25 protein-coding genes are annotated in these 21,369 nt (G+C 33.7%); all 25 read left to right on the top strand.

Annotated features, from left to right (window positions below; genetic code table 11):
- The first annotated feature begins 334 nt into the window (after window positions 1-334).
- The 25 genes from KTV93_RS00380 to KTV93_RS00500 all read left to right on the top strand — a co-directional run bounded on the left by KTV93_RS00380 (window position 335) and on the right by KTV93_RS00500 (window position 21,324).
- Window positions 335-1,006, top strand: coding sequence for a hypothetical protein (locus KTV93_RS00380; protein ID WP_218249354.1), 672 nt, complete (start codon window positions 335-337; stop codon window positions 1,004-1,006).
- A gap of 232 nt (window positions 1,007-1,238) precedes the next feature.
- Window positions 1,239-1,943: an outer membrane lipoprotein-sorting protein gene (locus KTV93_RS00385; RefSeq protein WP_218249355.1), complete on the top strand. Its 705-nt coding sequence runs from the start codon at window positions 1,239-1,241 to the stop codon at window positions 1,941-1,943.
- 159 nt (window positions 1,944-2,102) lie between these two features.
- Complete coding sequence (locus KTV93_RS00390) at window positions 2,103-2,675, top strand: Crp/Fnr family transcriptional regulator (RefSeq protein WP_218249356.1); 573 nt, start codon at window positions 2,103-2,105, stop codon at window positions 2,673-2,675.
- A 54-nt stretch (window positions 2,676-2,729) separates the two neighbouring features.
- Window positions 2,730-3,332 carry a DUF998 domain-containing protein gene (locus KTV93_RS00395; protein WP_218249357.1) on the top strand — a complete coding sequence of 201 codons (603 nt, stop codon included), beginning with the start codon at window positions 2,730-2,732 and terminating at the stop codon, window positions 3,330-3,332.
- Between the two features lie 654 nt (window positions 3,333-3,986).
- Window positions 3,987-4,493 carry a hypothetical protein gene (locus KTV93_RS00400; protein ID WP_218249358.1) on the top strand — a complete coding sequence of 169 codons (507 nt, stop codon included), beginning with the start codon at window positions 3,987-3,989 and terminating at the stop codon, window positions 4,491-4,493.
- A 163-nt stretch (window positions 4,494-4,656) separates the two neighbouring features.
- On the top strand, window positions 4,657-5,514 hold the full coding sequence (locus KTV93_RS00405) for a hypothetical protein (RefSeq protein WP_218249359.1): 858 nt from the start codon (window positions 4,657-4,659) through the stop codon (window positions 5,512-5,514).
- Between the two features lie 165 nt (window positions 5,515-5,679).
- On the top strand, window positions 5,680-6,225 hold the full coding sequence (locus tag KTV93_RS00410; RefSeq protein ID WP_218249360.1) for an RDD family protein: 546 nt from the start codon (window positions 5,680-5,682) through the stop codon (window positions 6,223-6,225).
- A gap of 799 nt (window positions 6,226-7,024) precedes the next feature.
- Window positions 7,025-7,414 carry a hypothetical protein gene (locus KTV93_RS00415; RefSeq protein WP_218249361.1) on the top strand — a complete coding sequence of 130 codons (390 nt, stop codon included), beginning with the start codon at window positions 7,025-7,027 and terminating at the stop codon, window positions 7,412-7,414.
- 167 nt (window positions 7,415-7,581) lie between these two features.
- Window positions 7,582-8,175 carry a hypothetical protein gene (locus tag KTV93_RS00420; protein ID WP_218249362.1) on the top strand — a complete coding sequence of 198 codons (594 nt, stop codon included), beginning with the start codon at window positions 7,582-7,584 and terminating at the stop codon, window positions 8,173-8,175.
- Window positions 8,176-8,329: 154 nt separating this feature from the next.
- A complete protein-coding gene (locus KTV93_RS00425) occupies window positions 8,330-8,890 on the top strand; it encodes a hypothetical protein (RefSeq protein ID WP_218249363.1) in 561 nt (186 codons plus the stop codon).
- A gap of 177 nt (window positions 8,891-9,067) precedes the next feature.
- Window positions 9,068-9,379 (top strand): DUF2695 domain-containing protein, encoded by a 312-nt coding sequence (locus KTV93_RS00430; RefSeq protein ID WP_218249364.1) that lies wholly within the window; start codon window positions 9,068-9,070, stop codon window positions 9,377-9,379.
- A complete protein-coding gene (locus tag KTV93_RS00435) occupies window positions 9,363-9,836 on the top strand; it encodes a DUF4265 domain-containing protein (RefSeq protein WP_218249365.1) in 474 nt (157 codons plus the stop codon). The genes KTV93_RS00430 and KTV93_RS00435 overlap by 17 nt, the downstream gene beginning before the upstream one ends.
- A 164-nt stretch (window positions 9,837-10,000) precedes the next feature.
- Window positions 10,001-10,627 (top strand): DUF4145 domain-containing protein, encoded by a 627-nt coding sequence (locus KTV93_RS00440; RefSeq protein ID WP_218249366.1) that lies wholly within the window; start codon window positions 10,001-10,003, stop codon window positions 10,625-10,627.
- Between the two features lie 943 nt (window positions 10,628-11,570).
- Window positions 11,571-12,392 (top strand): hypothetical protein, encoded by an 822-nt coding sequence (locus tag KTV93_RS00445; RefSeq protein ID WP_218249367.1) that lies wholly within the window; start codon window positions 11,571-11,573, stop codon window positions 12,390-12,392.
- Between the two features lie 159 nt (window positions 12,393-12,551).
- Window positions 12,552-13,067, top strand: coding sequence for a hypothetical protein (locus KTV93_RS00450; protein WP_218249368.1), 516 nt, complete (start codon window positions 12,552-12,554; stop codon window positions 13,065-13,067).
- 152 nt (window positions 13,068-13,219) lie between these two features.
- Window positions 13,220-13,570, top strand: coding sequence for a DUF4377 domain-containing protein (locus KTV93_RS00455; protein WP_218249369.1), 351 nt, complete (start codon window positions 13,220-13,222; stop codon window positions 13,568-13,570).
- Between the two features lie 223 nt (window positions 13,571-13,793).
- Window positions 13,794-14,363: a dihydrofolate reductase family protein gene (locus KTV93_RS00460; protein ID WP_218249370.1), complete on the top strand. Its 570-nt coding sequence runs from the start codon at window positions 13,794-13,796 to the stop codon at window positions 14,361-14,363.
- A gap of 190 nt (window positions 14,364-14,553) precedes the next feature.
- Window positions 14,554-15,243, top strand: a complete 690-nt coding sequence (locus tag KTV93_RS00465; RefSeq protein WP_218249371.1) for a formylglycine-generating enzyme family protein — start codon at window positions 14,554-14,556, stop codon at window positions 15,241-15,243.
- A 324-nt stretch (window positions 15,244-15,567) separates the two neighbouring features.
- Complete coding sequence (locus KTV93_RS00470; RefSeq protein WP_218249372.1) at window positions 15,568-15,972, top strand: acyl-CoA thioesterase; 405 nt, start codon at window positions 15,568-15,570, stop codon at window positions 15,970-15,972.
- A gap of 186 nt (window positions 15,973-16,158) precedes the next feature.
- Window positions 16,159-16,848, top strand: a complete 690-nt coding sequence (locus KTV93_RS00475; RefSeq protein WP_218249373.1) for a hypothetical protein — start codon at window positions 16,159-16,161, stop codon at window positions 16,846-16,848.
- 509 nt (window positions 16,849-17,357) lie between these two features.
- Entirely contained in the window at window positions 17,358-17,858 is a 501-nt protein-coding gene (locus tag KTV93_RS00480) for an SMI1/KNR4 family protein (protein WP_218249374.1), read from the top strand.
- Between the two features lie 160 nt (window positions 17,859-18,018).
- On the top strand, window positions 18,019-18,933 hold the full coding sequence (locus KTV93_RS00485; RefSeq protein ID WP_218249375.1) for a hypothetical protein: 915 nt from the start codon (window positions 18,019-18,021) through the stop codon (window positions 18,931-18,933).
- A 398-nt stretch (window positions 18,934-19,331) separates the two neighbouring features.
- Window positions 19,332-19,838, top strand: a complete 507-nt coding sequence (locus tag KTV93_RS00490) for a DUF6678 family protein (RefSeq protein WP_218249376.1) — start codon at window positions 19,332-19,334, stop codon at window positions 19,836-19,838.
- Between the two features lie 50 nt (window positions 19,839-19,888).
- Window positions 19,889-20,404, top strand: coding sequence for a GNAT family N-acetyltransferase (locus tag KTV93_RS00495; protein WP_218249377.1), 516 nt, complete (start codon window positions 19,889-19,891; stop codon window positions 20,402-20,404).
- 155 nt (window positions 20,405-20,559) lie between these two features.
- Entirely contained in the window at window positions 20,560-21,324 is a 765-nt protein-coding gene (locus KTV93_RS00500) for an alpha/beta hydrolase family protein (RefSeq protein WP_218249378.1), read from the top strand.
- Window positions 21,325-21,369: the final 45 nt, after the last annotated feature.

Raw genomic sequence — 21,369 nt, forward strand, 5'->3', positions numbered from 1 at the left:
AACTTTCAAAGCGGAGCCGCTTAAAAGGCTTGCCAAAGTTATAAGAAAAAATTGATAAAGTCAAGTTTTTTATTATGTAACTGACTTAACTCTAAAGTGTTGCAGGAATTTTAACGCTGAGATTTTATAAAGCTGCGCCTATCATTACGGTCTGATAGGAGACAATTTTCTAAAATCATTTATCCGGATTCCGAAGTCGGCAACTGTAAACTGTTTTTGTTATCTTAGCAGAGAACAAGCAACAGCGCACAACAAGTGATAGGCGCCATTGCAAGCAACGGCGCCTATCACCAACCGTTACAGGCAATTTTAAACAGACACATCACGACAGAATATGGGATTAGATATGCGACCAATGGGGAAACCCAAACCAGGCTTTGAAAAACGTTTCATTGAAATTTTTGAAATGGTATCACAGGACAAAATTCCTCAACCAACATTCTTTGACAAGTTGAAAGGAAAAAAAATTGCAACAAAAGAAGATTTGTTGGAAGAGTGGTTTGCAAATCAAATTCAAACTTACGAGACAATAAAAGCACCAAGAGTTGGACGAGACAAAGAAGCGGACGAATGGATTAGAAACAAATATGACGAACTTGAAGAAAAACCACCACTTGACCAATTCTTGAAAGATTATGAAGGATATTATGTAATTGAATTGGCAAAAGAACAAGATGGTGTTCCTGTTTATATTGCACTTGGACAAGACGAAAATGTATTTCGTGGTGAATTTCTTCGGGACTGCGAAGATATAATCGGAGAAGATTTGGTAAGCGAAGCGTGGAACACAAAAATGGCAAACGAAACATTGGACTATGGAAACAGACTAATGGACATAGCAGACAAATTAGCCAAACAACATAACTTAGAATACTTAAAATCACAGCGACTTCCGCCTGACACAGACGAAGACACTATTGAAAGCAAATTGCATATTTTGTTTTCCTTAGCGAAATGGCTAATTTTCTACGGTAAAAACGGACACGGATATGAAGCCGATTTCTAAAACAAAAACTGCCTGTAACAAGGGCTTGGCGCAATGGCGGTTTAAGGCTATAATTGGAAGTTTCGGCTTTCTATTCCGCAAAAAGCCAATTATATTAACTTTTTTCTTAAATTTATTCAATTAATTGGCTTTTGCTTACTGTGTCGCTAAATTGAAACTTTTCGCTTTAATTTCCGCCACTGACGCCAAGCCTCAAAACGTTATGCGACATAATATAAAAACAGATCAGAAAATGAAATTTACTACAACTATTTGCACATTTGTACTTTCCACAACCACTCTACTTGCACAAAATTCTCAAATCAATAAATCAAATGAAATTGTTGAAAAGTCAATCCAAGCACAAGGCGGAAAAAAATTACTTGAAAATATAAAAACTTTATATACTAAATCTGAAACGGTGATGGATGGTAGAAATGTTTTTTGGATTACAAAAGAAATGGAACCAAACAAAGGCAGTTTCGAAATTGAATATCAAGGAAGAATTGTTTATAAATCTTTTTATGATGGAAAAATCGGTTATGATGTTGTAAATGGTCAGAAAACTGTTGCTGACCAAGAACAATTTAAGGACAAAAATTATCGAAACCAAATTATAAATTCTTTGGACTATATTGATACATCTCTTTATACTTTGGAATTTATTGGGGAAGAAAAAGCGAACAATAAAGATTGCTACAAAATCAAAGCAACTTTAAGTAATGGAAAAGTGACTTATTTGTACTATGACAAAACCTCAAATTTATTAGCAAAATCGGAAGTTGTAAAAAATCCTGAAAAAAATTCATTCTCAACTGTGCTTTATGACGACTACAAAAAGTTTGGTGATTTGACATATGAAACTAAGCAAACTTTTGTTTCTGAAGATGGTAACCAAGTCGCAAAAATTGTTGATTTATACTATAATAAAAAGATTTCAGAGAAAGACTTTAAATAATTACGTCGCATAACAAAGTATTTCTATTAGCGGGGTTGAAGTTTACATCATGAAGATTTTCGTTTGTTGTTCTTTTTGTTATATTTACAAAAAGCAGTTATAATAATCCCCGCCAACAGAAATACCCAAACGTTGTACGCAATATTTTCACAACTGCCGATGATTGAATCACTACTCCAAAATATTGAGAACGTAATTAAAGTTTCCGAAGACTTAAAAGCAAGAATTATATCAATATCGAAAGCTGAAATTGTAAAAAAAGACAAATTCATACATCGTCCAAACAAAGTATGTGATAAAACATATTTCATAAGCTCTGGACTAATCCGAATTTATTATGAAAAAGGAGAAAAAGAAGTAACAGACAATTTTGCCGCAGAAAACGAGTGGATTACTTCTATTTATAGTTTTATGAAAAATGTTCCTGACAACTGTTACATTCAAACATTAGAAGATTCCGAGCTTATCGTAATCAATATTTACGAACTCGAAAAATGTTTTGCGGATTTTCCTGAAATGGAAAGATTTGGAAGAATACTTATCTCTAAATATTTTGTTGAACAATCTGAAAGAATAATTTCCTTACAATTTCATACTGCAAAGGAGAGATACGAATATTTTTCAAAACAATCGGCGAATAAATTAGGTAGAGTTCCTTTGGGAATGCTTGCAAGCCACTTGGGAATTACACAAGAAACATTGAGCCGAGTAAGAGCCGAAATCACTTTTTGATAAACATCAAATTGACTTATTTAATTTACCGTTAAATTTGTTTCAAAAAATGAAATGAATAATAAAGGATTTGCATTTTCAGGAATTGCTTCTGCATTTTTGCTTGGGACTACTTACTTTGTAATGGCAAATATGCGTCCTGAATACAGTTTTAAATATAAAGCAATCAGTGAATTAGGCTCTCTCGATGCTCCTAATTTATGGTTTTGGAATATTTTGGGATATATCATTCCCGGACTATTAATTGCAATGTTTTCAATCGGACTTTATAAATATTCTGCCAAAAATAATAGTTCAAAAATCCCTTATTATGGTCTTATTTTAAGTGGTCTATTTATGACTCTTTCCGGAATTTTCCCCGCTGATATGGAGAACAGAAAATCAACTACAACTATATTGCATATGATTGGGAGTTACGGAAGTTATATTTCATTTCTTTTTACGGCATTTACTTATCCCAAAATATGGAAGAAAAATACGAATTGGCAACCTCTTATAAAACCTACACTAATTTGTGTTTGGCTGACTATAGTTTTTGGTTCTTGGTATCTCTTTTTTCCAAACATTCCGTCTGTAGGACAAAGAATTGTTTTCCTATTTTATTTTCTATGGATTGTTATATCTGCAATAAGATTATACAAAACAAAAACACAATAATACTGCGTACAACATATTATTTGCAAAAGGCGGGGTTGAATTCATAATAGAAAAACCCGATGCATTTAGTCGCAACTTGCTTTTTCATATTACTTTTTTTTGTAATTTGTTAATCTGAAAAAGCAATTTGCTTCGTTCGGTCGAAATTGAACTTTTCGTTCCATTTAGCCCGCCCTTCGCAAATACTTTTTCCGTTGTGCGCAATTGCTCGCCCCCGTTATCTGATAAATAGGATTAAAATTCAACCTGGAAATGGAAAGAGTTAAGGGACGTAAAATAGGATCTTTTTCGTCAAGCCTTGCAAAGTTGGATTTGCTGAAAGTTTACTTTCAAAGCGGAGCCGCTTAAAAGGCTTGCCAAAGTTATAAGAAAAAATTGATAAAGTCAAGTTTTTTATTATGTAACTGACTTAACTCTAAAGTGTTGCAGGAATTTTAACGCTGAGATTTTATAAAGCTGCGCCTATCATTACGGTCTGATAGGAGACAATTTTCTAAAATCATTTATCCGGATTCCGAAGTCGGCAACTGTAAACTGTTTTTGTTATCTTAGCAGAGAACAAGCAACAGCGCACAACAAGTGATAGGCGCCATTGCAAGCAACGGCGCCTATCACCAACCATTGTACGTCATTTTATAAAAACACCGCGAAGAATTGAATATAAAAATTGACAAGAGAGAAATTATCTCTTTAAAAGGTTTTGAATTAGGATGGAGATTCGATAAAATTCATAACTCTGAAATTTTAGAAACTGAAAAGAAGGAAATTTTTCCTTTATCGAAGGACGAATCAAGAAGGTTGAACAAAGTGATTGACTTTTTTGAAATTGAATCAAATAGATTAGGAAAATATATGGAAACTGATTGGTTTTCTGCAAATGCAGAGAATAACGAAAAAATTGAAAAATTTAAATTAAAATTAGAAAATTATCTAAAACTATTTGACGAAGATTTAATAATATCTTGGGAAAGAAAAGTAACATTAAAAACTTCTAAAGAAATATTTCTAAAATATTGGACTGACTTTTTGTATCCAAGTTCAGATGATGTTACAATAATTTCTGAAAACACAAATTGGATATTATTTTATCACCATGTTGAAGTTGCAAATCTTTGGATAAAAAATAACTTCAATGAAACAAAAATGGAAAAAACAACGTGAGTAAAAAAACGCCGTACAACAAAGTATTTCTATTAGCGGGGTTGAGGTTTACATCATGAAGATTTTTGGTAGTTGTTCTTTTTGTTATATTTACACAAACCAGCTATCATAATCCCCGCCAACAGAAATCCCCAAACGTTAGCAGCAATATTATCCCAACAATATGTTTAAAAATTTATTTTCAAGTAAAAAAACTAAAAGTATTTTTCTAGTTCTACCGGAAATAAACTTTGAAAGCGAAGATGAATATTTTGATATCCTAAAAACTCATTCTGTAAGCAAAGAAACCGCATTAAAATTTGATGAATTTCGGGAATTAATTTTTGAGGATGAAAAGTTGACTAAAATGTTTGATTATAAAAATCAGGAAAAACATAATAGAATTTTATTGAAAAATGAGAAAAATCTCACTTTCAGAAAATTTAAAGAACATACATTTTCTACTATTAATCCTTCAGAGAATGGAATTAATCAACTTGGAGGAATACAACCACCTGAAATTTCTTTTATAAATAATTCAAGTGTCAAATTTCAATATTTAGGTTTTATCAGTCCAAGAAACAAATATTTGGATTATTTGACTTCACCATTACACCTTTTTGTTCCAGTTTACACAGATTTTACAAAAATTTATTTGGACTACAGTAAAGAGAATGTAATTTCAATTCTAGATACAGCTGATGAATTGGAAGAAATAGAATATCTATACGAAGAATTAGAAGATAACGATGAAAATGTAATTTACAAAACTTTAAAATTCAATTTCCAGGAATCTGATGAATTAGGGGAAATTGGTCATTCGGGAATTCCACTATGGGTGCAATATCCTGAAATTCCAAAATGTCCAAAAACTAATGAAACCATGAATTTTATAGTACAATTGAATAGCGGCCCCAAAATTACTAGTTCTCCTGAAAATTTTCCTGAAGAAAATCTTGAATTCGGCGGTGGAAATGGAAATTTGTATGTTTTTTACTCACCAAAATCTAATATTGCTTGTTATCTTTTTCAAGGTAGTTAAAAAATACTGCTGCTAACATGGTATTTCTATTAGCGGGGTTGAAGTTTACATCATCAAGATTTTCGCTTATTGTTCATTTTGGTATATTTACAAAAACCATTTATCATAATCCCCGCCAACAGAAATACCGGCGAGTTATGCGACATTTTATAAAGCAACGCTAAATTGAAAATTTCAGAATTAAAACAGAACAAAACCATTCACAGACCTACTCAAAATTTTGATGAATTTGGACATAGAATTTATCAGGGATTTGAATACGGTTTTAACTTTGACACGCATTCTGAAGAAGTCTATTCGGTCAGATTCTTTGCGAAGATTATTGATATAATCCCTGTTTTCTTAACTTTCAGATTTTTATTTCACCAAACAGTTTTGTTAAGTATTATTTGTGCTATTCCGACAGTTATGATTTTAAATTCAATATTAGAATGGAGAACTGGACAAACCCTCGGAAAGAAAATTTTCAAACTTAAGGTAGTTGATGATTTTGGGAATTGTCCAAAGATTATGAAATCGTTAAAACGTAATTTCCTGAGCTTAATTAATCTATTTCCAAGTTTTTATGACATTCAAGATAGAGCTGGTGTTTGGGGAACCGGAATGCACTTTAACATGCAATTAAATAATAAATTTTGTGAAACCTACGTAATCAAAGACAAAATTTATTTTAAAATTAAAACACTGTTAGAAAGCAAAAACGTCGCATAACAAAGTATTTCTATTAGCGAGGTTGAAGTTTACATCATGAGGATTTTCGCTAGTTGTTCTTTTTGTTATATTTATAAAAAACCTGTTCTAATAATCCCCGCCAACAGAAATACCCAACCGTTACCTGCAACTTTAAAAAATCGCTCGAATGAAACCAAATCCAGTTTTAATAATTTTTGCAGTTATTTATAGCATAATTACTGGAGTTTTTATTCTTAATATATACAATGACCAAAGTTCATCTTTAGGATACGTATTAATATACTTTCCTATTTTTTGGATAATTTCAGGTATAATTCTCTTTCTTCTATTCAAACAAAAAATTGTAAATTTCCTTGGAATTACTGACAAGATTCTTTTCTTTTTTTCAACACCTTTAGCTTTAATATTATTTTATTTTGTGTATGTACAATTGACAGATGCATAATATATTATTGGTTCCCGTGAATATGATAAAGGAAATCACCGCTATAAAGAAGTTACTTATGACTATGAAGTAGCTGGACAAAATCAAAGAACGGAATTTTACATTTTAAATGATGGATGGACAAAAGATAGTATTTGGACTTTCTATAATAAAGATGGTAGTATAAAAAAAACTGAAGATTACCGGAAAAAATGAAATTATAGAGAAAGCTGCAGGTAACTCGGTATTTCTACAAGCGGGTATGAAGTTTTCAATTGAAGATTTTAGCGGTTAATGAAGTTTTTAGCAAGTAGAATGTTTTCGTATTTTTAGCCCGCCTGCAGAAATACCCAACCGTTATGTGCAAGAACTTTAAAGACCGAAACTGTAAAGATGACATTTAAAAATTTAGTTAATCATGCAATTGAACTTAAGTATAAAGTTGTCCCGCAAGAAAATTTCAGTAAAGTAATCCTTGAAATTAATAACGCAATTGAAATAGAATTATCATTTCCCGATGACAACATTGAATTTTTTTTAAATGATTCTGTAAACATCGATTGGGAATATAGTATTGTCAACAAATTGAATGGAGAAAAAATTCATAGTGAATGGTTTGACTACTATAAGGGAACTACAGAAATAAAACTTCAGGATATGAAAAAAGATATTTGGGAATTTATGGACAACTTTGCAAAGAAAAAATTTAGAATTGTTGAAAAATCTGTTTTTTCTTTATTTGGAAGGAAATTTTTAAAATTTAAAGAATTGGAATTCGAATAGTTGTTCCTGCACATAACAAGCTATTTCTATTAGCGGGGTTGAAGTTTACATCATAGAGATTTTCGCAAGTTGTTCTTTTTGTTATATTTACAAAAACAAGTTATCATAATCCCCGCCAACAGAAATACCCAACCGTTATCTACAATTTTACAACCATAATTTTTAAAATGAGATTAGCATTTTTTTTGACAATTATACTTCTCCTTTCTGGTTGTTCCAAAAAGCAAAATGACGACGGCTCAAAACTATTGGTGCATAACAATTATTTTAGCGTTTCTGAAAATAATAGAAAATTAGACAGTATTAAAAACAATCTACAATCAGATTCATTGGAAATAATTGAAATACATAAAGACAAAAGATACAACGATGACTATCATATTGGAGCGATTCATTTTATGATTTCTGACAGTTCTAAATCATACTATTTAATCAATTATCTAGAAAATCCTGTTCTAATGTGTGGAAATTTGACAGCACTTTCTAGAGAGGATTCAATTAAAATAGTTAAAAAAAATATTTTAAAAATTCAGAAAAGCACTGCAATTAAGACGAATGATATCATTCAAATTTTAAAAAAATACAAAGCAAATATTGTCAATAATTCACAGATCCCTTTACAAATTACATTCGCTTTAAAAAATGATACGCTTAAAGGAAATGCAATTTATAACATCATAAATTTTATGGAAAATAATAAAATGTCGGTGTACGAAATTAGGACAATGAATGAACAGGAACGAGAAAAAATTAGTAAATAAAAACTGTAGATAACATGCTATTTCTACAAGCGGGTACGAAGTTTTCATCGAAGACTTTAGCGGTTAATTAAGTTTTTAGCAAGTAGAAAGTTTTCGTATTTTTAGCCCACCTGCAGAAATACCCAACCGTTGTACGACATTTTATAAATCAGCCATGAATAGAATAGTTCCCCTAATTTTCACTTTATTCTTTTTTTTGAGTTGTAAGAAAAATGAAAAAATCCAGAGAGAATATTCCATTAAGAACACGAATTTTAATTTTCAAAGAAAATTCGCAGAAGAAATTGGTACAATAGAAGACCAAAATAAGGGAATTCAAGTGAGAAAACCATATAAGATGACATTAGGTGAATCCTATTTTCCTGATATTAAGAAATATGAATTTGAACAACCATTTGTTTTTTGGAGAGATACAGCAAATTTAAAAAACACTATTTCTTACTTTTTCACAAAAAAAGATAGCGTAGTTAGAGTTATTGAATATGCCTGGAGTAAACCTAAAGACAATGATTCCATAATTTCTAAAATTTACAAGAATAATATCAAACTTATTTCGAAAAAATTAAATCAAAAAGGAAAAATAATTAATGAATCTAAAGATTCTTGGAAGCAGCAAATAATAAGTTGGGAAAATGACTCAATTTATGTTTGGAGCTATATTTTCAGCAATAAATTACCGCAGAGAACTCGAGTTATAATTCGACAAAAAAAATAAATCTTAAAAAAAAGTCGTACAACAAGGTATTTCTACAAGCGGGTATGAAGTTTTCATCGAAGATTTTAGCGATTAATTAAGTTTTTAGGAAGTAGCAAAGTTTTCGTATTTTTAGCCCGCCTGCAGAAATACCCAAACGTTAGCTGCAAGTTTATAAAAAACGTTATCCAAAGGAAAATGCCAGATAAAAACGAAATTGAAAGAAGAAAACAAATCAAAAAAGAATTGAGAGAAAAAGCAAAACTTGAATTTGAAAATTCGCTTCCAATTTCAAGAGAAAAATTCACTCAGTTATTTGACTTTTTGGATGAAAAACTTGGTGAATATGATTGTGATGATTCGTTAAAATTAACAAATGAATTTTTGCAAGAATACAAAATAGAAAACATTCAGGAAGTCAAAAATTGGCTTCAAGAAAATGGAGGTTATTGTGATTGCGAAGTCTTAAATAATGTTGAAGAAATGTTTGACGATGATGCAATCTTATAATTCTGAAAAGATTTTAGTTCGATATTTTAGTGACGTTCTCGACGAAATTGTCGTTGAAACTCTTTGGACAGAAATTATAGATGCTGAAAAAGGACTTTATAAAATTGATAATATTCCTTTTTATGGGCCAAAATTTTCTTGTGGTGATATTGTATACGCAGAATATGACAATTATGAAGAACGATTGACTTTCAGAAAAGTTGTTGAACCAAGTGGAAACTCAACAATTCAAATAATTCTGATAGACGAAAACCTGGATTCCCAAGATTTGCGTGATGAATTCAAAGATTTAGGGTGTGAAAGCGAAGGGGCGGGAGGAAATTATTTTGTTATGGAAATTCCTTTTGAAAAAAATTATAATGAGATATTTATTAAATTAACTGAATTGGAAAATAACGGAACTATTGGATTTGCTGAACCAGTAATTTCTGACAAACATTATTCTGAAAAATTATAGAAACACAGCAGGTAACAAAGTATTTCTATTAGCGGGTTTGACGTTTACATCATAAAGATTTTTGCTAATTGTTCTTTTTGTTATATTTACAAAAAGCAATTCTAATAAGCCCGCCAACAGAAATACCCGAACGTTACCTGCAATTTTAAAAAGACACAGCACAAATGAAATATATTCTACCAAAATCGTTAGAGAATTCTTTTACCTGTCCTCACTGTGGAGTTCTAGCAAAACAAGAATGGCAAACAAGAGATATGAAATTTGACAACTGGGCACAAAAATCGTTAAATATTTTAGGTTCTGCTACTTGTCAACATTGTAATGAAACTTCAATTTGGATAAAAGACAAGATGTATTTCCCTACAACTGGCAGTTCACCATTCCCAAATACTGAAATGCCTCAAAATGTAAAAAACTTATACCTTGAAGCTGCATCAATTAGTAATAAATCACCACGAGGTGCAGCTGCATTATTACGACTTTCAATTCAAGTTTTATGCAAAGAACTTGGAGAACAAGGAGAAAATATAAACACAGATATAAAGAACCTTGTTAAGAAAGGACTTCCCCAAATTGTTCAACAATCACTTGATGTTGTTCGTGTAACAGGAAATGATGCTGTTCATCCAGGACAAATAGATACAGATAATCCTGAAACAGTTTCTCAATTATTCGATTTGATAAATGTAATAATTGAATATATGATTGCATTACCTAATAAAGTAAGTGGAATATATGCAAATTTGCCTTCTAATAAAATCGATGGAATTAATAAGCGCGATGAAAAATAAAAACTGCCTATAACAAAGTATTTCTATTAGCGGGGTTGACGTTTACATCATGAAGGTTTTAGCTAATTGCTCCTTTTGTTATATTTACAAAAAGCAATTATAACAAGTCCCGCCAACAGAAATACCCAAACGTTAGCTGTAATAGCAGCCAAAATTGTGCTTAAACATAAAAAATAAATGAAATTTTTAAATATAATATTTCAAAGTAAATTCTATTTGGTAATTCTGATTATGATTATTTGTTATTTTTTATTTTTTTGCTCCAAATGGATTTAATCATACAATTTCTTGGGGAAGATTGAACAAACTAAATCACTTTACAAAGTTATATTTCCCAATTATTCTAATATTTTACTTTTTAGGTTATGGAATTCTTTCTCTTTTAAGGACTAATACAAATAAAATCTTATCAATAACCCAAATGATATTGATATGTGGAACAATGATATTGATTAAACAAAAAAATGATGAATTTCTTCTACCCTTTTCGATACTTTCAATTTGTTCATTTTTAGCTAATACTATTTTTAGCTTATACAAAAAAATGACTACAAAAAAAAATTAAAAAAATTACAACTACAGCTAACATATTCTATGACAAAAAGCAAGCAAAAAGCGATAAAGTTAGGCGGCAAATTTATGCAGGTTCACAAAGTTTGATTTGCGTTGTACTACTGCAAAGATTCTGTACACCATTTTACATTTTATGTTGTTTAAGACGAGCATGGTATGCTTTCCCTGGGTTTTCCCGCAAATTTGTACTGACCTCAGGGAAAACCGGAACATTTGGATGGTTTTTAAACTGACTTCATTAAATTAAATAATATCATCATCTCCTCCGTCTTCTGATTTTGAATTGCAATCTTCTTTGTTACTGAGGGAATTAACTGTAGATGTGTTGGTTAAATGCGTATATTTGGAGTTAGCTGTAATATTATAAAAAATGCGGAAACTCTTTACAATTTTATTTTTAGGAACAATATTTTTATCCTGTTCAAGAGATGAAGAGCCAATTCTTGATGAAACAACAAACCCTTTAATAACAAATATTAAAATTGATTTAAATAAATCAGGTAATTGGATAAATACGAATGAAATAGATTTTTATTTTGAATATGATCATCAAGAAAAATTAGTAAAAAAAATTGGAGGATTTGTACCCATCTCTAGTTCATCGGGATTTAACGGAGCCTTTTCGAAAAATGTTTTTACAACTTTAGTTTATTCAAATCAAAATGTTTTAGTTGAAAATTTTTCGTCTTCAGCAGAGTTTTCTGTTCTTAAAGAAACCAAGAATTACTCGTTAAATCCGCAAAACCAAATTTTGACAAAGGAGATTCCTTCGGCACACCATTTTCTAAATAAAAAATTAAACTTCACTTACGCAGATAATAAGCTTGTAGAAATTATCACTACATTTCCCAATATGCCTTATGATCCGAACGATCCTAATGATTATATCTGGACGTATATTGAAAAATTTTATTATGATTCTAAAGATAATCTAATAAAGACTGAATTTTTTAATCAGAATAACGGAACAAATGTTGGCGAGAAAATAACCCGAACATTTGAAAATTATGATTCTTCAATAAATCCAACTAAAAAGTTTTTTTTATTGGATGAGTATTTCTACCGAAGTCTCTCAAAAAATAATTTTAGAAAATATACTGAGAAGCGTTATAATTATGATGAATTAGTTTCTACAAGTGAAATAATCTGGGGATTTAATTACGATAGTAATGGAAATATTATTGTGAATTAGACAGTGTATTCTATTGGCGGGATTGAAGTTTACTTTATCAATATTTTCAGCAGCTGTTCCTTTCGTTATACTTACAGAAACCAGTTATCATAATCCCCACCAACAGAAATACCCAAACGTTGTACGCAATTTTTCGCAAAGCCATCTAACAAATTCTTAATGAGAAAATTCACATTACTACTTATCATATTTTCGTCATTTTCATGTAATAAAAAAGACAATCTAGAACCTGTCGTTGTGCAATTTCAAGAATTTAAAAAATCAGACACTTTAGAAGAAAGAAACTATATTGCCGTTTTTGATGATAAAACAGAGAAAAAGACGACATTATCAAAATCGGAATTGAAAATTATCAATACGAATTTGGTTGAAGCTGTAAATAAATTCAATAATGAGTTAAAACTTAAGATTGAAAAATGGAATAAGGAAAATGAATCTAATAAAAGGAATTTTAATGACGAAAAAATTGACTTAAGATATTATTTCCGCCAATACTCAGTTTTAATAAATGAAAATGGAGAAAAAATAATTAATGTATTTTGTTTTTGTGGTTATATGAGCGATTGGAGAGAAGAAAAAATCCATGTAATGGATGGGGGAGATTGCTATTTAAATTCTAGAATTAATATTTCTAAAAAAATTGTTGAATATTTCGGAACTCATGGACTTGCATAATAAAACTGCAACAAGGCATTTCTACTAGCGGGGTTGAAGTTTACATCATAATGATTTTCGCGAGTTGTTCTTTTCGTTATATTTACAAAACAAGTTATAGAAGCCCCGACAAAAGAAATACCCAAACGTTAGCCGATATTAAAAAGAAAAAAATGAAAAAGATTATTTACTTGCTTTCCATATTTTCCCTGGTTGCGCTGTTAACCATAAGTTGCAGTAGAGATGAAGATACCGGCAACATTTCGACTGTTACTGCGACCGTACATGACAAATATGTAGACTACGCCATTCCACCTGACTTTGAACCGATCAAAGCCATGAAAATAAAAGAGTCGAATTCCCAGGAATGGACCAAAGTGGTGAGCATAGAAGGATTTGATTATGAAGAAAACTTTGAATATCAACTTAAACTCAGAAAAACTTATACAGCCAATCCTCCATTAGATTCATATAGTCATAACAGCTATCAACTGCTAGAAATTTTGGCTAAAACACCGAAATAAACCGCTGGTTCTATAAGCGGGGTTGAAGTTTACGGGATGGAGAGTTTTGCTAATTGTTCTTTTCGTTATATTTACAAAACAAGTTATTATAAGTCCCGCCAACAGAAATCCACGGACGTCACTCCACAGCTCCTTCGTTCGCAACTCCTGACCGACAGCTGTTCTTTTTCCATCATGGTGGGGCAAATTATTATAAAATCAGACAACCCATTAAAATATCAGGATGAGAAATATAATTTCATTTATGCACATTTCCCTCGACGGTTTTGTGGCGGGTCCCGAAGGGGAGATGGACTGGATCAAAGCTGATGAGGAAATATTTGATCATGTGGGTCATCGTATAAGCCAGACCGACACTGCGCTGTACGGCCGCAAAACCTATGAGATGATGGAAGAGTATTGGCCCGATGCCGCTGCGCAGCCCAATGCATCCAGACACGACACCGAACATTCAGCATGGTATAAAAGCGCCCATAAACTGGTTTTGTCTAAAACAATTCGTGACGCTGAACGGCCAGAAACCACCTTCCTCAGCGATCAGATAGGGGAACTGTTACTGGACATTAAAAACAAGCCGGGAAGTGAAATTTTGCTGTTCGGAAGCCCTACGGCAACCCATTCGCTTCTGTCATTGAACCTGATTGACGGATACTGGCTGTTTGTGAATCCTATACTCCTTGGTACAGGGATCCGCCTGTTTCCTGAATATGGGCAACAGACGAAACTCGATTTATTATCTACAAATCAATTCAAGAATGGAGTAGTGGAACTTAATTATGCTGTTCAAAAATGAAAACCGCGACGGCCCCTGTTTCCCTGACCACCGCTCTACGGACACCCACTGGAACACCAGTCATCTCACTGATCATCGGTAGTTTCGGCGGGCGCGGTTATAAAAGTAAAAGTTTAACCCACTTCAATGGAAATAACAAAAAGCGCTTTGTTAATTCAACTCCTGAAGTATTAAAAATACATGCTGCCCGATGAGGACGTCAGCTGTTTTTGGCCAAATGGCTGAAATACCCAAAGGAAGTATTGAGCTGCGTGATGACAGAACCAAAGCGCGATGGACGGTTGGTATCGAACCCTTTCTGCTTTCCAGATATCTTGTGACCCAGGACTTATATTCTGAGGTTACCAATGAAAATCCAAGCACTTTTAAAGGAGGTGATCTGCCTGTAGAAACCGTAACTTTTAAGGATGCGGTGCTGTTCTGCAATAAACTTTCGGATCAGAATGACCTGAAACCCTGTTATGCAACTGATGATGAAAGCGGAGAAATCATCTTTGATGCATCAGCAAACGGCTTCCGCTTACCCACAGAAGCCGAATGGGAATATGCCTGCAAAGCAGGGACAAAAGGAATACGGTACGGTGAACTGGAATCAATTGCCTGGTATAAAGAGAACTCAGAAAACAAAACCCATAAGGTGGGAAAGAAGGAACCCAATGCCTGGGGACTCTATGATATGCTGGGCAATGTGTGGGAATGGTGTACAGACCTTTACGACACCGAAGTTTATGGCTCTTACCGTATTTTCCGTGGGGGAGGTTTTTGTGACGCAGAACGCAGCGTAATGTCGACCACCCGCAGACGGAGTCACCCATTGAAATTTAAAATTGATGATCTTGGTTTCAGAATAGCACAAAACAGGCCGCATCGCGAACCGTGAGCGTCTTTTGGCTGAGCGGCAGGTTAGTGGAAGATCTTTATTTCCCTTCAACTCAGGTAGACGCTTGTTGTGATGGGTTTTTACTTCAACCTCTTCACCAGACCTGAAATACAAATTTTAATACAAAAGCAGAGACCTGCTTCGGGACTGGATTTTTTCTCTATATTTGCAGCCTGTAAAGGGTGAATCGTGTGTAACTCACGAACTGTCGCGCAACCGTAATCTGCTTTAGGAGTAAGTCGGATCCCCAAAAAACTTTCGCGATCTGAAGTAAAATCTCCAGGATTTTATTCATTTCAATGTTTAATTATAAAATATACAGAGATGAATTACGAAGACCAAATTAAATCTTCTGAAACTCACGTTTTTAAAGTCGTTTTTCCCAACACCACCAATCATCACAACACGATGTTCGGAGGCAAAGTTATGGAAATGATGGACGAAGTTGCCTTTATGACGGCCACGCGCTTTGCACGCAAATCTTTTGTTACTGTAAGCTGCGACCGCATCGATTTCAAAAAACCTATTCCTGCAGATACACTGGTTGAACTTATTGGCCGTGTGAAATATGTAGGAAACAGCAGCCTGAAGGTTTCTATCGATATTTACATTGAGGAAATGTACAGGGATATGAGAGAAAAGGCGGTGAGCGGCGATTTTACGCTTGTTGCAATCGGCGAGGATAAGAAGCCTGTGAAGATTTTTGAAGCACAGGAACTGTCTGTTTAACTTCAGCGAAACCCTTGATCTTATTAGCATTATACACCCGTCATTGTAAATGGGTGAAAACACGCAGTGCTTTTTTGAGGTGTTTTTGTAATTTCACGGTATTGAAAAAGGGAGGTTGTTTCTTCTTCCAGTCTGGACTGATTACTTATTTCACCGGGGAACCGACTCCCTATAAAAAACACTGCCATGAAAAAAATTCTGATCCTTATGTTGTTCTCCGCATCATTAAGTATGCATGCGCAAGGGAAAATGTTTAAACTTTACCACGACGCTGCAGCACTCACCGCTGATGCCAATACTGTCGTTAAAGATTTCACGGTTAAAGTGAATGCCATCGCACCGGTGATTGTCGTGACGCCGTCGGCCATTGTGAATACGCAGCCTTATCTGATCTTTTACTCAAGCAAAAGCAATCAGGTGAATCTTCCGGTGTGGCGTGAGGTTATTCCTGAGCAGAAGGCCTTTTTCGCCAAACTGGCGGGCAGCGCTGAAGAAGGGGAAAAGATGTTTGGGTATTTTTTCAACGGCTTTTATGTGGCTCACGAAATGGGACATGCGCTGCAGCATGCCTCAGGGAAATCTGACCCCAACCTGTACCGCAATGAGTACACTGCCAATACCATTGCCATCCTGTACTGGAGGAAAACCGGGCATACGCAGGAGCTGAAACAGTGCTACGACTATGCAAAGAAAATGGTAAAACAGCTGCCTAATCCGGTTCCGGAGGGAGAGGATCCCGTTCAATATTTCAATGACCATTATGAGGAACTTGGTGCAGATCCGTACAAGTACGGTTTTTACCAGTTTGCGCAGTTTGCGAAAATCTATGAGGATCAATCGCTGGGTGATTTCGATTCTTATATCAAAAACTTTTAAGGTGAGTGGGGAGAGCGTGTAGACGGCAGAATAATCCGGCTGTCGGATTTCAGTTCAATGACTAAAAATGTATCAGCCGCTACACTGTTCAGTTTCATACACTATCCATACACTATCCATACACTATCCATACACTATCCTGCAATAGGCCATAAAGTAGAACGAAAAACATGGGATCGTGTTTGCTTATGGTAGGGATGGCTGCGGACGTTACAGGTGATGGAATAATTATATTCGCATTATGGATAACTCATCATTTAATTTATTCATCATACGCAATGGTTTTGTGTACACAAACATCTGATAATGAGTAAAAACCATGATTCGTGGTTATGGATTAATTGCGTATATTTGGAGTTATCTGCAATTCCCCTACTCGAAAACGAAGTTGTTTTTAGCCGCTAACGAATAAAATTTCACTATTTTTAAATATAAAATTTTGAAAATATAACTAACTGATTATCAATGTTTAAATTTAACGTTAGTCAGAATTACATAAAGACACTGCAATGAAAGAACTTTTGATAGCAATTTCAATATTTTCAGTTAAAATTGGAGAAGCAAATGAAACCGCAACTAAATTTCAGATTGAAAATAATTGGCTAGGTTTTGAGCCTATCAAAAATGAACAAATCCAAAATGTTGAAAAAAGACTTGGAATTATTCTTCCCGAAGACTACAAAGAGTTTTTAAAAATTTCTAATGGTTTTAGTGCTCCAAACAATGTTGAACCTACGTTTCATAAAGTTGAACAAATTGATTATTTAAGAAATATTGAAAAGCATACCATTGAATCTTACAACTATTTACCTGAACTTGAAAATAGTATTCTAATTGCAGGAAAAGACGAAGAACAATATTTTCTTTTAATTCCACCTAAAAATGTAAATGAAAAATGGAGATATTGGAAATTTGCAAATTGGTATCCTGGAGAACATGAGTTTTCAGGTTTGTCTGAATATTTCAAAGAAACTAAAAATTATCTTGAAAAAGAATACGCGGAAAAGTAACTGCAGATAACAGTGTATTTCAATTAGCGGGGTTGAAGTTTACATCGAAGATTTTAGCGATTTACTAAGATTTTAGCAAGTAGAAAGTTTTCGTATTTTTATCCCGCCAACAGAAATACCCAACCCTTAGCAGAACGACTTACCAAACACTACTCCACAAATGAAACACAGAATTTTAATACTAGTTCTTCTTATTTTTACCTTGAGTATTTTCGCTCAGAAAACAGAGAAGATTAAATTAGAAAATCCTGATGATTATTACCTGAAAATAGTTCCGAAGAAAAAACCAACTGCTATTTTATTTTTATTTCACGGAGGAGGTGAAACACCTGAAGATGTATTAAAGCAAATCGACCTGCCTAAATTTGCTGTAAAAAATAATTTCATAGTTATTTTACCGCATTTCTCGGATGGTTCCACAAAAATGATAGAAGAATTAGATAAAACCAACAGAATAGCCATTCATTTGATGAAAGAATATACTATTTCAAATGATAAAATTGTTTTAGGGGGTTTTTCCGGTGGAGGAATGCTTTCAGTTACTTTTGCAGAAAGAGCGGTAAGAGATAAAAACACCTCATTTATTCCAAAAGCAATTTTTGCAGTTGATGTTCCACTCGATTTTGAACATATGTATCAAAGAGCGGCAAGAGAAATTAAACGGGATTTTTCGGAAGTTGGTGTTGGCGAAGCCAATTGGGTAATTAATGATTTCAATACTACTTTTGGAGGAAGTCCAACTGATTTACCGGATGAATATGAAAAATACTCTATGTTCACTTATCGGAAAGAAGATGGAGGCAACGCAAAATATCTCGCAAATATCCCCATCTTAATTTATACCGAACCGGGCGTCGAATGGCAATTAGAAAACAGGCATCGAGATCTTTATGATTTAAACTGTACAAATATTTCCGCAATGATCAATATGCTTCAACTGAAAGGAAACAAAAATGCAGAAGTAATTACCACATTTAAGAAGGGGAAACGATTAAATGGATCAATACATCCTCATTCCTGGAGCATTATGGATTCTAAAGAAACTATGAGTTGGATTCTCAAACAAATTAGATAAAAAGTCCCTCTGCTAAAAGGGTGTGGCAATAGCCGGCGGGAAGTTTTCAGATAAAAAATTTGTGCTTCGGTAGAAATTTATATTTCAGTCGAAAGTTTCAGCCACGAAAAGCCCGCTTTCGGCAAGCACAGAAACGTATAGCCAAAATTATCTGCAATAAAAAAAACATCGCCAAACAATACATTTCTATTAGCGGGGTGGAAGTTTTACCTCATAAAGATTTTCGCTAACTTTTGTTTTTGTTATATTTACAAAGATCAGTTATAAAAGTCCCCGACAACAGAAATACCGAAACGTTAGGCGAGATAAATCAGAAAAAGCATTTTGCTCCGGGCGGTTTTATTTTCCAATTTTGGTTTGCATCAGCCTGTTCTTCTTAATAACTGTATTATAAGCTTATGGAAAAAGGCGACCAACATCCGGGACACTTCAGTATTTTTGAAGACGCGAATGTTTCTGAAAGAGAAAAATATAAGTACTACATTCAGAATGATGGTGAGACACGGGAATTGCGGGAAAAAGTGAGAAAAGTTGTTGCCGGGAAAGGTCTGAGCGCTGTAATGAATGATACCAAATGGCTGGAGCTACAAAGTGCAGTAGCAAAATTACCATTTGCGCCACCCTATGTTGAAAAATTAATACTGGAAAATAAAACTTTCGCAGAAGTTCAGATCGATCATCAACCCCATTGGTTAGGTGACTGGAATCCCTTTTACAAGGAAGGAATGTCGCTGTTTTTTGCGATTGAATATATTAAAGTTAGGCCTCAGTTTGCTGAGTACCAGGGCCGTTTGGTTAGTCCCAAAATCCATGACGCGACCGATGCATTTGAACAGCTATTAAATGAACTGAACATCCCGTATGAAGAAGATAACGGGACATTTACCATATATGGATACAGATAAAAGCAATACCTAACTACCTTTTTACCTTCGCAGATTATAAATTTTATTATTTGAAAAATACAATACCATTACCGAAATCAATTTTCAGCGAAAGGCTGTTATTAATTCCGTTTACAATGGAAATTTGCGCAGAAATTCTGAATGAAAACTACGATATCCTTGAAAGAATGGGATTACAAAAAGGCAGAAACTGCCCGGATTCAGAAACTTTAGACATACCAAGAATAATAGCAAATTTATCAAAAGTAAGTTCTCCAACAGGCTTCGAATCCTGGATGGTCATCAAAAAAGAAACTGAGGAAATCATTGGAGATATTGGGTTTAAAGGCTTTGATCATTTAAATAACAGTTGCGATATTGGCTATGGATTTATAGAAGCCGATAGAGGAAGGGGATATGCAGAGGAAGCAGCAAAATGTTTGATTAATTGGGTTTTAACTGTTGATCCGTCCGTCAATATTACAGCAGCTACGCTCAAAGAGAACAGTTCTTCAATAAAATTGCTGCAAAAATTAAACTTCATTGAAACCAAACGTGATGCAAATTTTATTTACTGGAAGCTTTAACTGCAAGGAAATAAGAAATGCGGAAGCTAAATAAAAGATTTAATAAAAACGAAAGACTCAACGGCACTCAGCATCCTCATTCCTGCGAAATGATGGATTCAAGACACCATGTGGGGTGCATTTCAAAATAATAACTATAAAAACACTTTCAGCAGATGAATAAATTACTTTATTTTCTCATCATCACGCTTTTTGCAGGTTGTTCAACGTCCGGGAACTCTGTTGCAGACCAACCCCAATTTAAGTACCGTCTGGATACTTTGACCTTATACGACCAAAGCAGACAGAGAGCCATTCCTGTTGCTGTGTATAAACCGGCTTCCAAAGTATCCGGAAAACAGAAACCGGTCATTTTCAGTCATGGTTATGGGCAGAATAAAGGTGGCGATTATTTGGCGTACACCTATCTGACGGAATTTTTGGCAAGAGAAGGATTTTTCGTGGTAAGCATCCAGCACGAACTTAAAACTGACAGTTTAATCCCTTTAACAGGAATTCCGCAAACTGTAAGAAGGCCGTTCTGGGATCGTGGTGCAGATAATATTTTATTCGTTATCAACAGACTCAAAACCACAAATCCGGAATTAGATTTCAAAAACATAACACTTATCGGACATTCAAACGGCGGGGATATGACCGCGCTTTTCCCGCAGAAATATCCGGGAACAGTTAAAAAAATAATAACATTAGACAACCGGAGAATGCCTTTGCCAAAATCAGAAAAGGTCAGGGTGTATTCATTGCGGTCAAGCGATCAACCGGCAGATGAAGGGGTGTTACCGACCGGGAAGGAAACTGAAAAGTATAAAATAAAAACAGTAAAATTGGCCAATACCATCCATAATGAAATGGACGACAAGGCTAATGAAAGGCAGAGAATAGAAATTCAAAATTATATACTAAAGTTCTTAAGAGACTGAAAAAAAGAACAGACCATGTATAAAAAGGCAGGATTTATGCTGCTG

Origin of the sequence: Kaistella faecalis, assembly GCF_019195395.1 — a bacterium.
Lineage (GTDB): Bacteria > Bacteroidota > Bacteroidia > Flavobacteriales > Weeksellaceae > Kaistella > Kaistella faecalis.

Excerpts from the sequence above, each read along its gene's own strand:
- KTV93_RS00415 (WP_218249361.1), top strand. The coding sequence starts at position 7,025 with ATGACATTTAAAAATTTAGTTAATCATGCAATTGAACTTAAGTATAAA.
- KTV93_RS00390 (WP_218249356.1), top strand. The coding sequence starts at position 2,103 with ATGATTGAATCACTACTCCAAAATATTGAGAACGTAATTAAAGTTTCC.
- KTV93_RS00465 (WP_218249371.1), top strand. The coding sequence starts at position 14,554 with ATGAGGACGTCAGCTGTTTTTGGCCAAATGGCTGAAATACCCAAAGGA.
- KTV93_RS00425 (WP_218249363.1), top strand. The coding sequence starts at position 8,330 with ATGAATAGAATAGTTCCCCTAATTTTCACTTTATTCTTTTTTTTGAGT.
- KTV93_RS00470 (WP_218249372.1), top strand. The coding sequence starts at position 15,568 with ATGAATTACGAAGACCAAATTAAATCTTCTGAAACTCACGTTTTTAAA.
- KTV93_RS00430 (WP_218249364.1), top strand. The coding sequence starts at position 9,068 with ATGCCAGATAAAAACGAAATTGAAAGAAGAAAACAAATCAAAAAAGAA.
- KTV93_RS00405 (WP_218249359.1), top strand. The coding sequence starts at position 4,657 with ATGTTTAAAAATTTATTTTCAAGTAAAAAAACTAAAAGTATTTTTCTA.
- KTV93_RS00420 (WP_218249362.1), top strand. The coding sequence starts at position 7,582 with ATGAGATTAGCATTTTTTTTGACAATTATACTTCTCCTTTCTGGTTGT.
- KTV93_RS00385 (WP_218249355.1), top strand. The coding sequence starts at position 1,239 with ATGAAATTTACTACAACTATTTGCACATTTGTACTTTCCACAACCACT.
- KTV93_RS00380 (WP_218249354.1), top strand. The coding sequence starts at position 335 with ATGGGATTAGATATGCGACCAATGGGGAAACCCAAACCAGGCTTTGAA.
- KTV93_RS00455 (WP_218249369.1), top strand. The coding sequence starts at position 13,220 with ATGAAAAAGATTATTTACTTGCTTTCCATATTTTCCCTGGTTGCGCTG.
- KTV93_RS00450 (WP_218249368.1), top strand. The coding sequence starts at position 12,552 with ATGAGAAAATTCACATTACTACTTATCATATTTTCGTCATTTTCATGT.
- KTV93_RS00485 (WP_218249375.1), top strand. The coding sequence starts at position 18,019 with ATGAAACACAGAATTTTAATACTAGTTCTTCTTATTTTTACCTTGAGT.
- KTV93_RS00500 (WP_218249378.1), top strand. The coding sequence starts at position 20,560 with ATGAATAAATTACTTTATTTTCTCATCATCACGCTTTTTGCAGGTTGT.
- KTV93_RS00435 (WP_218249365.1), top strand. The coding sequence starts at position 9,363 with ATGATGCAATCTTATAATTCTGAAAAGATTTTAGTTCGATATTTTAGT.
- KTV93_RS00475 (WP_218249373.1), top strand. The coding sequence starts at position 16,159 with ATGAAAAAAATTCTGATCCTTATGTTGTTCTCCGCATCATTAAGTATG.
- KTV93_RS00395 (WP_218249357.1), top strand. The coding sequence starts at position 2,730 with ATGAATAATAAAGGATTTGCATTTTCAGGAATTGCTTCTGCATTTTTG.
- KTV93_RS00440 (WP_218249366.1), top strand. The coding sequence starts at position 10,001 with ATGAAATATATTCTACCAAAATCGTTAGAGAATTCTTTTACCTGTCCT.
- KTV93_RS00490 (WP_218249376.1), top strand. The coding sequence starts at position 19,332 with ATGGAAAAAGGCGACCAACATCCGGGACACTTCAGTATTTTTGAAGAC.
- KTV93_RS00480 (WP_218249374.1), top strand. The coding sequence starts at position 17,358 with ATGAAAGAACTTTTGATAGCAATTTCAATATTTTCAGTTAAAATTGGA.
- KTV93_RS00445 (WP_218249367.1), top strand. The coding sequence starts at position 11,571 with ATGCGGAAACTCTTTACAATTTTATTTTTAGGAACAATATTTTTATCC.
- KTV93_RS00460 (WP_218249370.1), top strand. The coding sequence starts at position 13,794 with ATGAGAAATATAATTTCATTTATGCACATTTCCCTCGACGGTTTTGTG.